The sequence below is a fragment of the Massilia forsythiae genome (assembly GCF_012849555.1).
GTDB classification, from domain to species: domain Bacteria; phylum Pseudomonadota; class Gammaproteobacteria; order Burkholderiales; family Burkholderiaceae_D; genus Telluria; species Telluria forsythiae.
This window is the reverse complement of sequence record NZ_CP051685.1, coordinates 2,894,989-2,907,641: the sequence shown is the minus strand read 5'-3', so window position 1 is coordinate 2,907,641 and position 12,653 is coordinate 2,894,989. Positions and strand designations below refer to the sequence as shown.

Annotated in this window: 8 protein-coding genes and 1 tRNA gene; 2 read left to right on the top strand and 7 right to left on the bottom strand. The window is 67.6% G+C overall.

Annotation, left to right across the window (positions count from 1 at the left end; translation table 11 throughout):
• Positions 1 to 7 precede the first annotated feature (7 nt).
• Together HH212_RS12525 and HH212_RS12520 are read left to right on the top strand one after the other, a co-directional pair.
• A complete protein-coding gene (locus tag HH212_RS12525) occupies positions 8 to 1,153 on the top strand; it encodes an efflux RND transporter periplasmic adaptor subunit (RefSeq protein ID WP_170202776.1) in 1,146 nt (381 codons plus the stop codon).
• 10 nt (positions 1,154 to 1,163) lie between these two features.
• Entirely contained in the window at positions 1,164 to 4,280 is a 3,117-nt protein-coding gene (locus HH212_RS12520) for an efflux RND transporter permease subunit (RefSeq protein ID WP_170202775.1), read from the top strand.
• Positions 4,281 to 4,483: 203 nt separating this feature from the next.
• Here HH212_RS12520 and HH212_RS12515 read toward each other — a convergent pair whose 3' ends face one another.
• From HH212_RS12515 to HH212_RS12485, 7 genes are all read right to left on the bottom strand, one after another.
• Positions 4,484 to 6,106 carry a methyl-accepting chemotaxis protein gene (locus HH212_RS12515; RefSeq protein ID WP_170202774.1) on the bottom strand — a complete coding sequence of 541 codons (1,623 nt, stop codon included), beginning with the start codon at positions 6,104 to 6,106 and terminating at the stop codon, positions 4,484 to 4,486.
• A 224-nt stretch (positions 6,107 to 6,330) separates the two neighbouring features.
• A complete protein-coding gene (locus tag HH212_RS12510) occupies positions 6,331 to 7,503 on the bottom strand; it encodes a HupE/UreJ family protein (RefSeq protein WP_170205413.1) in 1,173 nt (390 codons plus the stop codon).
• Between the two features lie 88 nt (positions 7,504 to 7,591).
• Positions 7,592 to 8,761, bottom strand: a complete 1,170-nt coding sequence (locus HH212_RS12505; RefSeq protein ID WP_170202773.1) for a hypothetical protein — start codon at positions 8,759 to 8,761, stop codon at positions 7,592 to 7,594.
• A 125-nt stretch (positions 8,762 to 8,886) separates the two neighbouring features.
• Positions 8,887 to 9,168, bottom strand: a complete 282-nt coding sequence (locus tag HH212_RS12500) for a hypothetical protein (RefSeq protein ID WP_170202772.1) — start codon at positions 9,166 to 9,168, stop codon at positions 8,887 to 8,889.
• Between the two features lie 17 nt (positions 9,169 to 9,185).
• Positions 9,186 to 10,682: a DUF4331 domain-containing protein gene (locus HH212_RS12495; RefSeq protein WP_170202771.1), complete on the bottom strand. Its 1,497-nt coding sequence runs from the start codon at positions 10,680 to 10,682 to the stop codon at positions 9,186 to 9,188.
• A 320-nt stretch (positions 10,683 to 11,002) separates the two neighbouring features.
• Entirely contained in the window at positions 11,003 to 11,935 is a 933-nt protein-coding gene (locus HH212_RS12490; protein ID WP_170202770.1) for a YtxH domain-containing protein, read from the bottom strand.
• Positions 11,936 to 12,378: 443 nt separating this feature from the next.
• Positions 12,379 to 12,454 (bottom strand) — tRNA-Thr (locus HH212_RS12485).
• Between the last annotated feature and the right edge of the window lie 199 nt (positions 12,455 to 12,653).

The following is a 12,653-nucleotide window of genomic DNA, read 5'->3' as shown; positions in this document are numbered from 1 at the left end:
ACTGCCCATGATTTCATCCCTTTACTGTCCCGTCCTGCGACTCGCCTTGCCGCTGCTGCTGGCAGCGTGCGCCGGCCTGGCCGGCGCCGCCGAGCAGAAGGCCGGGCCGGCCAGGCCGGCCCTGAGCGTCACCACGGCGCGTCCGGAAAGCGCGCGCCTGCCGCTGCGCCTGGCCGCCAACGGCAACGTCGCCGCTTGGCAGGAAGCCGTGATCGGCAGCGAATCGAACGGCCTGCGCCTGAAGTACGTGCTGGTCAACGTCGGCGACATCGTCAAGAAGGGGCAACTGCTGGCCGCGTTCGACGCCGCCACCGTGGAAGCCGACCTGGCGCAAGCCCAGGCCGCGCTGCAGGAAGCCGAGGCCAACGCCACCGCGGCGGCGGCCGACGCCGAACGCGCGCGCGCCCTGCAAAGCTCGGGCGCCCTGAGCCAGCAGCAGATCACCCAGTACATGACGGCCGAGCGCACCGCCCAGGCGCGCGTGGCTTCCGCGCGCGCCAGCGTCACCCAGCAGCGCCTGCGCCTGAAATACACGCAGGTGCTGGCGCCGGACAGCGGCATCGTCTCGGCGCGCACCGCCACCGTCGGCGCCGTGGCCGGGGTCGGCACGGAACTGTTCCGCATGATCCGCCAGGGCCGCCTGGAATGGCGCGCCGAAGTCACCGCCGCCGAGCTGGCGCGCATCAAACCGAAGGCCAAGGTCGCTGTCAAGACCGCCGGCGGCACCATCGTCGAGGGCAAGGTGCGCATGGTGGCGCCGACGGTCGACCAGCAGAGCCGCGTGGCGCTGGTCTACGTCGACCTGCTACCGTCCTTGAAAGCCGATGCACCGCTCAAGGCCGGCATGTTCGCCAGCGGCCAGTTCGAGCTGGGCGAGTCGGCGGCGCTGACCGTGCCGCAGCAGGCGGTGGCAGTGCGCGACGGCTTTCCCTACGTGTTCCGCCTGAACCGCGACAGCCGCGTCAGCCAGGTCAAGGTGACGACCGGACGCCGCGTGGGCGAACGGGTCGAGGTGCTGGGCGGGCTGGCGCCGGCCGACCTGGTCGTCATCAGCGGCGCCGGCTTCCTCAACGATGGCGACCTGGTACGCAACGTGGCCGCCGCGCCGGCGCCGGCGGCGCTGGCCGAAGCGCCGGCCGGACGCGTGCGCTGAGGAATTTGCGATGAATTTTTCCGCGCTCTCGATCCGCAACCCGATTCCCGCGATCATGCTGTTCGCCCTGCTGACCCTGGCCGGCCTACTGGCCTTCAAGGGCAACAAGGTGCAGGATTTCCCGGACATCGAACTGCCGATCGTCACCGTCACCGCCACCCTCGACGGCGCCGCCCCGGCCCAGCTGGAAACCGAGGTGGCGCGCAAGATCGAGGACTCGGTCGCCACGCTGCAGGGCGTCAAGAACATCTATACCAAGGTGCTGGACGGCGTGGCCAACGTCACCGTCGAATTCGTGCTGGAGCGCGATTTGTCCGACGCCGTCAACGACGTGCGCGACGCCGTCTCGCGCGTGCGCGCCGATTTGCCCGCCGAGATGCGCGACCCGGCCGTGACCAAGACCATCACCGCCGGGCGCGTGGTGCTCACCTACAGCGCGCAGGCCAAGGACATCGGCGGCAAGCCGGCGCTGGATGCGCCCGACCTGAGCTGGTACGTCGACAATGCCGTCGCCAAGCGCCTGCTCAGCGTGCCGGGCGTGGGCGCGGTCAAGCGCGTGGGCGGCGTCTACCGCGAGGTGCGCGTGGAGCTGAACGACGAACGCATGGCGGCGCTGCGCGTATCCGCGCTGGACGTGTCGCGCCAGCTGCGCAACGTGCAGCGCGAAGAACCGGGCGGACGCGGCGACGTCAGCGGCGCCGAGCAGTCGGTGCGCACGCTGGCGACCGTGCAGACGGCCGCCGCGCTGGCCGACATGGACATCCCGCTGGGCGACGGCCGCCATGTGAAACTGTATGAGATCGCCAGCGTGTCCGACACCGTGGCCGAACCGCGCTCGGTGGCCGAGCAGGACGGCAAGCCGGTGGTCGGCTTCGAGATCTTCCGCACCCGCGGCGCCGGCGAGATGGACGTGGCCAGGGGCGTGCGCGCCGCGGTCGCCGAGCTGCAGCAAAAGCACGCCAACGTGGCGCTGCGCGAGGTGATCGACAATGCCGAACCGGTGGCCGACAACTTCGACGCCTCGATGGAAATGCTGTACGAAGGCGCGGTGCTGGCCGTGCTGGTGGTGTGGTGGTTCCTGCGCGACTGGCGCGCCACGCTGGTGGCCGCCGCCGCCCTGCCCTTGTCGGTGATCCCGGCCTTCCTCGGCCAGTACCTGTTCGGCTACACGCTCAACATGGTGACGTTATTGTCGCTGGCGCTGGTGGTGGGCGTGCTGGTGGACGACGCCATCGTCGAAATCGAGAACATCTCGCGTCACCTCCAAATGGGCAAATCGCCGATGCAGGCGGCGCTGGAAGCGGCCGACGAGATCGGCATGGCGGTGATCGCCACCACCTTTTCGCTGGTGGCGGTGTTCCTGCCGACCGCCTTCATGAGCGGCATCCCGGGTAAATTCTTCAAGCAGTTCGGCTGGACCGCGGTGCTGGCGATCCTGGCTTCGCTGCTGGTGGCGCGCCTGTTGACGCCGATGATGGCGGCCTACTTTTTAAAACCGGCCACGCACCGCGAGCAGCCGGACGGCGCCGTGATGCGGCGCTACATGCGCACCATGCGCTGGTGCCTGCGCCATCGCGGCCTGACGATGCTGGCCGCCGCCGTCTTCTTCGTCGGCTCGATCTCGCTGGTGCCGCTACTGCCGACCGGCTTCGTGCCGGCCTCGGACCGCTCGCAGACCCAGATCAACGTCGAGCTGCCGCCAGGCTCGACGCTGGCACAAACGCGCGCCACCGCCGAGCGGGTGCGCCTGGCGGCGATGAGCGTGCCCAACGTGAAAAGCGTGTTCAGCTCGATCGGCGGCGGCTCCAGCGGCGACCTGTTCGCGCCGGGCGCTGCGGCCGAGGCGCGGCGCGCGGTGCTGACCTTGACCACCACCCGGCGCGGCGAGCGCAAGGAATCGCTGCCGGCGATCGAATCGGCGCTGCGCGCGAAGCTGGCGGACATCCCCGGCGCCCGTTTCGCGGTCGGCCCGCCCGATTCCGGCGTCAAGATGCAACTGGTGCTGCGCAGCGAGGATGCGCTGGCCTTGAACGCCGCCGCGCGCCAGGCCGAGCGCGAACTGCGCACGCTGCACGGCGTCGGCAACGTCAGTTCCAGCGCCTCGCTGGTGCGTCCGGAAATCATCGTGCGCCCGGATTTCGCACGCGCGGCCGACCTGGGCGTGACCGCGGCCAGCATCGGCGAAACGGTGCGCGTGGCCACCGCCGGCGACTACGACCAGGTGCTGGCCAAGATGAACGTGTCCGAGCGCCAGGTGCCGATCCGGGTCAAGTTGCCGGACGCGGTGCGCGCCGACCTGGACGCCATCGGCCGCCTGACGGTGCCGGGCAAGAACGGTCCGGTGCTGCTCGCCAACGTCGCCGACATCACGATGGAAAGCGGCCCGGCCCAGATCGACCGCCTGAACCGCAGCCGCAACGTGACCATGGATGTGGAACTCAACGGCCGCTCGCTGGGCGAAGTGAACGCCGAGGCGCGCGCCCTGCCCGCCTTCAAGAACCTGCCTGCTTCCGTGCAGATCGCGGAACTGGGCGACGCCCAGGAAATGCAGGCGCTATTCGCCAGCTTCGGCCTGGCCATGCTGATCGGCGTGCTGTGCATCTACGGCGTGCTGGTGCTGCTGTTCACCGACTTCCTGCAGCCGGTGACGATCTTGGCGGCGCTGCCGCTGTCGATCGGCGGCGCCTTCGTGGCGCTCCTGGTGACGCACAGCGCACTGTCGATGCCGACCATGATCGGCCTGATCATGCTGATGGGGATCGTGACCAAGAACTCGATCCTGCTGGTCGACTACGCGATCCTGGCGAGAAAGGCCGGCATGAACCGCTTCGACGCGCTGGTCGACGCCTGCCACAAGCGCTCGCGCCCGATCGTGATGACCACCATCGCCATGGGCGCCGGCATGCTGCCGCTGGCGCTGGGCCTGTCCGGCGACCCGAGTTTCCGCGCGCCGATGGCGATCGCGGTGATCGGCGGCCTGATCACGTCGACTCTGTTGAGCCTGTTGGTGGTGCCGGCAGTGTTCACCTATGTCGACGACGTCGAGCATTGGCTCGGCCGGATGGGCGGGAAGATGCGCAGGCAGCCGCGCAGGCAGGCCGTGCCGGAGGAAAGCGCGGTGAAGTGAGGCAGTGACGCGCCGGTGCCGAAGGTGGGCGCCGACGTTGCAGTATCGCCAGGCAGACAGCCCGTAAACGTCGTCCCCGCGCAGGCGGGGACCCATACGCGGCTTCCAAAGTCGTATTCCTGAAAACGCTACCGCTCGTTCGACCTAGCGAATTCTGGTAGTCAGTATGGGTCCCCGCCTGCGCGGGGACGACGCCTTGGATATCAGGCCAGTTGCATCCGCGGCTTTGGCGGCTGCTGTGCAGGCAAGGTCCGCGTCACCGTTTCGGCACCCGCCTGCGCACCTTCCACCTTGAACACCGCCACCATGCGCGCCAGCCGGTCGGCCTGCTCCTGCAGGCTGCCCGCCGCGCCGGCGGCTTCCTCCACCAGCGCGGCGTTCTGCTGCGTCACCGCATCCATGTCGGTGACGGCCCCGTTGATCTGGGTGATGCCGGCTTCCTGCTCATGGCTGGCGCTGCTGATCTCGGCCATGATGTCGCTCACCCGCTGCACGCTGTCCACCACCTGCGCCATGGTGCCGCCGGCCTGGCCGACCAGTTGCGAGCCCAGTCCCACCTTGCCGACCGAGTCATCGATCAGCGCCTTGACTTCCTTGGCGGCAGAGGCCGAGCGCTGCGCCAGGGCGCGCACCTCGGTCGCCACCACGGCGAAGCCGCGGCCCTGCTCGCCGGCGCGCGCCGCCTCGACCGCGGCGTTCAGCGCCAGGATATTGGTCTGGAAGGCGATGCCGTCGATGACGGCGATGATCTCGACGATCTTGCGCGAGGCGGCGTCGATGTCGCCCATGGTGCGCACCACCTGCGCCACCACGTCGCCGCCCTGGCGCGCCACGGCGGTGGCGCTGGCGGCCAGCTGGTTGGCCTGGCGCGCGTTCTCGGCATTCTGGCGCACGGTGGCGGTCATCTGTTCCATCGACGACGCGGTCTCCTCGAGCGCGCCGGCCTGCTGCTCGGTACGCGCCGACAGTTCCAGGTTGCCGGTGGCGATCTCGCGCGCCGCGGTCGCGATCTCGCCGCTGCCGGTGCGCACCTCGGCCACCACCTTGCACAGCGAGGCGTTCATCTCGTGCAGCGCGCGCATCATCTGGGCCGCCTCGTCGCTGCCCGCCACCTCGATGCGGCTGGTCAGGTCGCCGCCGGCGACGGTGCGCGCCACCTCGACCGCGCGTCCGAGCGGGCGCACCACCGAACGCGTGATCACCAGCGCCGCGGCGGCCGCCAGCAGCACCGCCAGCGTGGCGGCGCCGCCGATCACGCGCACGGCGGTGGCGTGCACGGCGTCCGCTTCCCCGGCCAGCTTGTCGAAGCGGTCCTGCTGGAAGTCGACTTGCTTGCGCATGCTCTGCGCAAAGGTCTGCAGCGACGCATACATCTTGCCGAACGCGAGCGCGTTGGCTTCTTCGACCTTGCCTTCCGCAACCAGGGCGCGCACCCGGGTCATCTCGTCCAGGTAGATGTCGCGCTGCTGCTTGGATTCCACCATCAACGCCTTGCCGGCCGGCGTCACCAACAAGGGCTCCAGGCTGATCAATGCCTTGTTGATGCCATCGACGTTGATCGCCAGGCGCTCGTTGGCTTCTGCGCGCGCCGCCGCATCGTTGGCCGCGACCAGCTGGCCCACCCGGCCCATGCTGCCACGGATATTGTCCAGCGCCAGGTTGGCCAGGCGCACGCGCGGCCACACGCCCTTGGCCAGGTCGGTGGTGCCGTCGTGCAGACGACCCAGCGAATTCAGCGCGACGCCGGCCAGCGCCGCGATCAGGACGACCAGCAAGCCAAAGCCGAGGCGCAGCCGGTTGGCGATGTTCAGATTCAGGAGATTCATATCGATGCGGGAAAAGGGACATGCGCATGCCCACTCACCTTGCGGCGCAAGGCAGTCGGCATGCGCAAAAATTGCCGGAAATGCGCGAAGGGGTCCGGGGCGGCGTGGTCGAGGCTGCAAAGCCCGTCCGCCCACAGACTAGCCGACTAATTTATGCAAGGCAATTTTTCGACGATCGAACGTGTATATGCCGCAACTTGGCAAATCCACCAGGCCAGCCGCGCTCACGCCAGCAACTTGACGTCCAGGCTGCGCTCGACCAGCCAGGCCAGCGCCAGCAGTACGATCAGGCACGAGCCCGCGCCCAGCACGCCGCGCCGGTACAGCACCGTGTTGCGCGCCAAAAAGGCCAGCGGCAGGAACAGCAGCACGATCGCCAGCTGGCCGAGTTCGACGCCGACGTTGAAGCCGACCAGCGACAGCAGCAGCGCCGAGCGCGGCAGGCCGAGGTCGAGCAGCACGCTGGCGAAGCCGAAGCCGTGGATCAGGCCGAAGGCAAAGGCGACCAGCGCGCGCCGGCCGTGGAACAGCGGCCACACGTTGTTGAGCGCGGCCAGCGCCACCGAGGCGGCGATGGCCGATTCCACCACGCGCGACGGCAGCGCCACCACGCCCAGCGCGGCCAGCGTCAGCGTGATCGAATGCGCCAGCGTGAAGGCGGTCACGATCTTCAGTACGTCGAGCGCGGCGGCGCGGAAGGTGCTGCGCCCTTCCCAGCGGCGGTCGCGGTACACCAGCACCGCCGGCAACAGCAGCGACAGCAGGAACAGGATGTGGTCGAAGCCGATCCAGATGTGCCAGACGCCATGGCGCACGTAGTCGCCGAACTGGCGCCAGGCGGAAGCGTCGGCCACGCGCAGCGACTGGTGCGCGCTGTCGGGCGCGAAGATCGCGGTCGAGGCCTGCGCGCCGTGGCGCAGCTGCAGCAGCCCCTTGTGCTGGGGATCGATGTCGAACAGCAGGCGGTAATCGACGTCCAGCGTGGTCACGGGGGCGCCGCAGTCGGCGCGCAGGCGCAGCACCGCATAGGCGCCGTCGCTGTGGTCGTCGAGCAGCTGTTCGGTGACGCGCAGCGGACAGGCGGCGCCGCCGTTGGCCAGTTTCAGGCGCGCCAGCGCATACGCGGCGATGGCCTCGTGGCGCGCCTTCACCTCGTTCCAGGTCAGCTCGCCGTTGCCGTCCTGGTCCAGGCCGATGGCCATGTCGAGGTCGCGCAAGGCGATGTCCCACTGGCCGTCGATGCGGCCCTGCTGCGCCTGGCCCTGGCGCACGTCCAGGGTCAGGTAGCTGTCGCTCGATTTATGGGCCTGGGCCGGCGCCGCCAGCAACAGTGCCGCGGCCAGCAGGCACAGGCCCTGCAGGCAGGTGTGCACGCTGCGTTGCGCCCTGCTGCGCATCGACCCCATCCGCTTCATCCATCCCCTCATCTTGTCTTCCGTATGTTGGTTCATTTTTTTAATGTGGGCGGCGCGCCGCTCGGACGGATCAGGCGGCCTTCAGGCGCGCCGCGGTGGCGGCCACGCGGCGGTCTTCGATGCGCGAGCTGCGCAGCCAGTCGCGCACCAGGCGCGCCGCTTCCGCATCGCCGCTGGCGAGCGCGCAATCGGCCAGGATGCGCAGGTCGGCCGGCTCCTTCTGCACCTGCCAGTTGGCCTTGGCCAGGCGCACGGCGGCGGCCGGGTCGCGCCGCAGCGCCAGCTCGAAGCGCGCCTGCTCGCGCTGGTGCACGGTATCGCGGCGCAGCATGGCGGCGTCGAAGCGCGCGCGCAAGGCATCCGTGGCTTCCTTCGCTTCGGGCGCGCCGGTGGCCTGCAGCGCCAGCGCATAGCGCAGCAGCAGCGCGTCGACGCGGGTCTTGTCCTTCAACAGGCGCACCACCTCGGGCGCGCGATCGTGGTCGAGCAGGAAATCGGCGTAGGCGCCCAGCAGGTAGCTGTCCGGCTCGTCCGCCTTCATGGCCTGGCGGAAGTGGGCCTCGGCCCGGGCATCGTCACCGCTGCGCGCCGCCATCTCGGCCAGCTGGGTATCGACCCAGACCGCGACGTCGGCCGTCGCCGGCGGATGGCTGGCGCGCGCCTCGACCAGCTGGCGGTAGCTGGCGGCAGCCTGGCCGCCGACGCTGCCCACGCCGGACAGGCAGGTCTGCACTACCAGCGCCGGCGCGCGCGAATACAGGCGCATGCAGCTGGCGCGCGCCGCGGCCAGGTTGCCGGTCACCAGTTGCACGGTGGCGCGCGTGATCCAGGCCTGCACGTTGTTGCTGTCGCGCTTGACGGCCAGGTCGAGGTCGGTGAGCGCGGCCGGAAATTGATGGGTGCTCTGGCGCAGGGTGGCGCGCAGCACCAGCACCGGGTCGGGCGGCGCCGGCTGGGTCCACCAGGGCGCCAGCGCCGCCTGGGCATAGCCGAGATAGCGCGGGTCGCCCTCGATGCGCGCCTGCTCGATGTAGCGCTGCGCCAGCGCGCCGGCCAGGCGCAGGTCGTTCGGACTGGCGGCCAGCTCGGTGCGCAGGCGGCGCAGTTCGCGCTGGACCGGGTCGGCGCGGCTGGGCAGGCGTTCGACGACCTGGTTGCCGTCGACGGGAATGTGGGGGGCGGCGAAGACGCTCCCCGGGATAAGCCCCAGCAGCAAGGCCAGGATGGAGGCACGTGGCATGCCGTCTCCGGAAATCGTGGTGTTGTTACGCGGAATTTTATTCTAAAAGGCAAATGCGCCGCAGCGCATCCCGGTGCCGTGGAGGCCACCGGAATGCGCCGCGGCGCATCGCTGCCGACCGGAGGTCAGCTGCCGGACACCGCCTGCGGCTCGGTGTTTTCCGGCGTGGTGGCGGTCACGCCATCGGTCGATGCCGGCTCGGCGGTGTCGCTGCTGGTCGAGATCAGCTGCGTCACGTAGGCGATGAAGGCGTCGACCGTCGACACCGGCGGCGTCGGCGTGGTCGGGGTCGGCGTGGTCGGGTTATCGTGATGATGGTGGCCGCCGCAGCCCGCCATCAGCGCGGCCGCCGCCACCAGGGCCGCGGCCGCCAGCGAGCGGCCGCGCAGCGCTTGAAGCTTGGTCATGATCGTCTCCTCGCTTCTTACTGGTTACCCGGAAGCGGCGTGTTCAGGTACGGGAACGCCGCCTTGAAGTCGGTCGCGCTCTTGCGCACGCCGTCCGTCAGCTTGAGTCCGCCGGCCGGCGCATCGGCCGGCTTGCAGCCCACGCCCAGTGCATCGCTGGTGCCGGTCAGCACGCACAATGCGCCCATCGCCACGCGCAGCGAGACGTCGACCACGTCGTCGCCCGGACGGCGGCCGTTCGGGAAGCCGGCATTGTCACCGCCCGCCACGCCCAGCGGATTCTGCGATGCCTGCGCGGTCGGCGCGATGCTGGTGTTCAGGCGCAGCATTTCGGAAGCGACCACGTTCTTCGGCTGGTTGACGCCGGGGATGCCCTTCAGGAAGGCGGTCACCAGGTCGGTACGCGGGAAGTTGGTCGGCGCCTTGGCGGACGGGAACAGGGTCTCGACCACGGCCGGCAGCACCGGGTTGGTGACGTAGTCCAGGAACTGGGCGTCATCCTTCGGCTTGGAGGCGTTGAAGCGGTCCTTGTCGTCCACGCCGATGATGACCTCGTTCACCAGCGGCATGCCCAGGCGCGACACCTGGCTCCAGGCGCCGCCTTCCTTGACGGCGTTGTTGATGCCGGAGGCCGGCGCCGGGTTGATCACGCGGCCCTGGCGCATGCTGGCGGTGGCGTAGCCGCCGATGACCGGCTCGCCGTTGGCGGTCAGGCAGGCGATCGGCACTTCCATGGCGATCGAGCTGATGTTCTTGCCTTCCAGGTCGTTCTTGTTGCCGGCCGATTCGGCGCCCAGCGGGTTCAGGTTGAACAGGTCGAAAATCTTGCCGACGGCGATGTAGAACGGTTCCTTGCGCTGGCCGACGAACACGCGACCGGTGCCGCAGCCGGGGATATTGATGTCGTAGATGTGCTGGTTGGCGTAGGTTTCGTAGCCGGTGGCGCTGCCGAAGGTCTTGTCGCCGACGTTGTCGATCGGCTTGTCGAATTCGGTGGCGCCGCTGGTGGCGGCCAGGCGGGTGCGGGTGCCGGTGCGGCGGTCGCCCTTGACCATGTCCACGGTATAGGTTTCGCGCACGTTCAGCGAAGCCGGATTCACGCCGCTGATGGTCGACGAGTACATCAGCGGGATCAGGACCTGCTTGCCGCCGATGTTCAGCGCGGTGCGCTTGGAGGTGCTCTTGAAGCGCAGCTGGAAAGTGATGTCTTCCTTGGCGTCGCCGTTGTTGTCGATGTGGATCTCGTACAGCGCGTTCGGGTCGAACTGGTAGAAGTTCGGGCCACCCTGCGGATCCTGGAACGGGATGAAGTCGGCGATCAGCGTCACGTAGTCCTGGCGGCCGGACGCGTAGCTGCGGAACATGTAGAAGTCGGTGCCGTCCACCTTCGGCGCATTGGTGAGGAACGGCGCCTCGCGGTGGCTGGAGGCGCTGGCCGGCGCCATGGCCGACATCATCGCGGCACCGGCGAGCAGTGCTGCCACTGGGGTGAGCTTGAGTTTACTACGAACCATTTTCCCTCTCCTTTTCATTGATATTATGGTTACCAAGTTCGGTAACAAAATTATCCAATAGCCAAGCGTGCGCACGATTGGAAAATGAAAATATTTGAAGATTCTGAGCAAAACACGACAAACGATAACCTTCCTCGCAAATCGCATCATCTACCTGGGAAATTTGCGCGATCGCTTCGGAGGCGCAATAAAAAAGCCGGCATGGAGCCGGCGTCGAGAGATGCGGATCGATTCGTACGACGCTTTGCATCGTCAGGATCGATCCCTATCCACATCGATCCACGCGCGGTGCGACCCGGCGCGGACGATATTTGCGCGAATTAATAGTCGCGGCTGCGGCCACCCGTCAGCTTGGCCAGGATGTAGCCTGCTGCGGCTGCGATCGCCACGGCGGTAGCCGGTTTCTGGCGCACGTATTCGCGCGTTGCTTCGGCCCACTGGCCGGCAGCGTCGGTCAGTTGCTGCTGGCGCTCGCCCAGGCCGGTGCCGGCACCGCTCAGCAGGCCCTGGATCTTATCCACGCCGGCGTGGGCGCGGTCGGCCAGGCGCTCGACGGCCGGCTGCACGCTGTTCAGCACGCGCTCGACGGCCGGCTTGGCGGCGTCGGCTGCCTTGTCGATCGACTGGTGCAGGTCATCGGCCTTGTCCGACACCTTGGCGTCGATGTTCTTGCCGAGGTTTTGTGCGGCATCCTTGGCCTGGTCGCCGATATCCTTGGCGGCATCCTTGGCTTGTGCGCCGATGTCCTTGGCAGCATCCTTGGCCTGGCCGGCGATGTCCTTGGCCTGGTCGCCGGCATCCTTAGCGGCATCCTTCACCTGGCCGCCGATGTCCTTGGCCGCATCCTTGGCCTGGTTGCCGATGTCCTTGGCTTGTGCGCCGGCATCCTTGGCAGCGTCCTTGGCCTGGCCACCGATGTCCTTGGCGGCATCCTTGGCCTGGTTGCCGATGTCCTTCAGGTCACCGCCGGTGCCCGAGCCGGTGGCTGCGGCGCTCTGGCTGTTGCCCGAGGCCGAGGCGCCGGCGTTGCCGACGCTGCTGGTGCCCAGCGCGCCGGTGCCCGAGGTGGTGGCGCCGCCGGTGCTGGAACCGATCGAGCTGATCGAACCGGTCGACTGGTCCTTGCCCTGGTTCGGCTGGTTGCTCTTGTTCAGGCTGCCTGCGGCGCCGATGTTCGAGCCCTGGTTGCCGATGTTCGAACCCTGGTTACCGATGTTGCTGCCTTTTGCTTCGTTCGACTTTTGATTATCCATGATGAATTCCTCGTAAAAATAAGATCAACGCGTAGTAGACCGAAACTCGACCGTCACCACATTCTTCCTGCATTTCCCTCGAAACAAAACGAAGGCACAAGAGTGAACTGCGCTACATCAACGGAACCAAATGAACAGACTCTCGAGTCAAGACATTCGATCATTGACCATGAACTCGTTCAAAAGTTCCTTGGGTAGTGGTTCCCCTGGCATTTCGCTGTTGTGCCGCAGCGCCCGTTTTGAGGCGCTTTTCATTTTGCGACGTCACGATAAGAAAAATATAACTTTTTGCCGAGGGCTACTGTGCGGTGCATAACAGAGCCATGGGTTCTGGCGATGGAGCGGGGAGAATGGAGGATCGGCACAGCCACCGGCACCGGAAGTCGACGAGGAGACGGAATGCAAAAAGGGCCATCCTGACGGATGACCCTTTTCACTTGTACTGGTGCCGCTGACCGGAATCGAACTGGTGACCTTCGCATTACGAATGCGCTGCTCTACCGACTGAGCTACAGCGGCGAAACCTGGCTTGCCAAACAGGTTAGCTTGGCAAGGTGGCGTATTCTAGCAAACAACCTTGCGAACTTGCTAGTGTGGCTCGGCATTTTTGTACATCGATGGCATGACAGGCAGGAGAATCGTGCGCCTACGCCGTTGTATGCCACGTCAGCTTGGGTCCCCGCCTGCGCGGGGAAGACGCGTTTCTGCCGTCGAAGTT

Coding starts and splice junctions, on each gene's coding strand:
- HH212_RS12505 (WP_170202773.1), bottom strand. CDS start 8,761: ATGCCACGTGCCTCCATCCTGGCCTTGCTGCTGGGGCTTATCCCGGGG.
- HH212_RS12520 (WP_170202775.1), top strand. CDS start 1,164: ATGAATTTTTCCGCGCTCTCGATCCGCAACCCGATTCCCGCGATCATG.
- HH212_RS12490 (WP_170202770.1), bottom strand. CDS start 11,935: ATGGATAATCAAAAGTCGAACGAAGCAAAAGGCAGCAACATCGGTAAC.
- HH212_RS12525 (WP_170202776.1), top strand. CDS start 8: ATGATTTCATCCCTTTACTGTCCCGTCCTGCGACTCGCCTTGCCGCTG.
- HH212_RS12495 (WP_170202771.1), bottom strand. CDS start 10,682: ATGGTTCGTAGTAAACTCAAGCTCACCCCAGTGGCAGCACTGCTCGCC.
- HH212_RS12515 (WP_170202774.1), bottom strand. CDS start 6,106: ATGAATCTCCTGAATCTGAACATCGCCAACCGGCTGCGCCTCGGCTTT.
- HH212_RS12500 (WP_170202772.1), bottom strand. CDS start 9,168: ATGACCAAGCTTCAAGCGCTGCGCGGCCGCTCGCTGGCGGCCGCGGCC.
- HH212_RS12510 (WP_170205413.1), bottom strand. CDS start 7,503: ATGCGCAGCAGGGCGCAACGCAGCGTGCACACCTGCCTGCAGGGCCTG.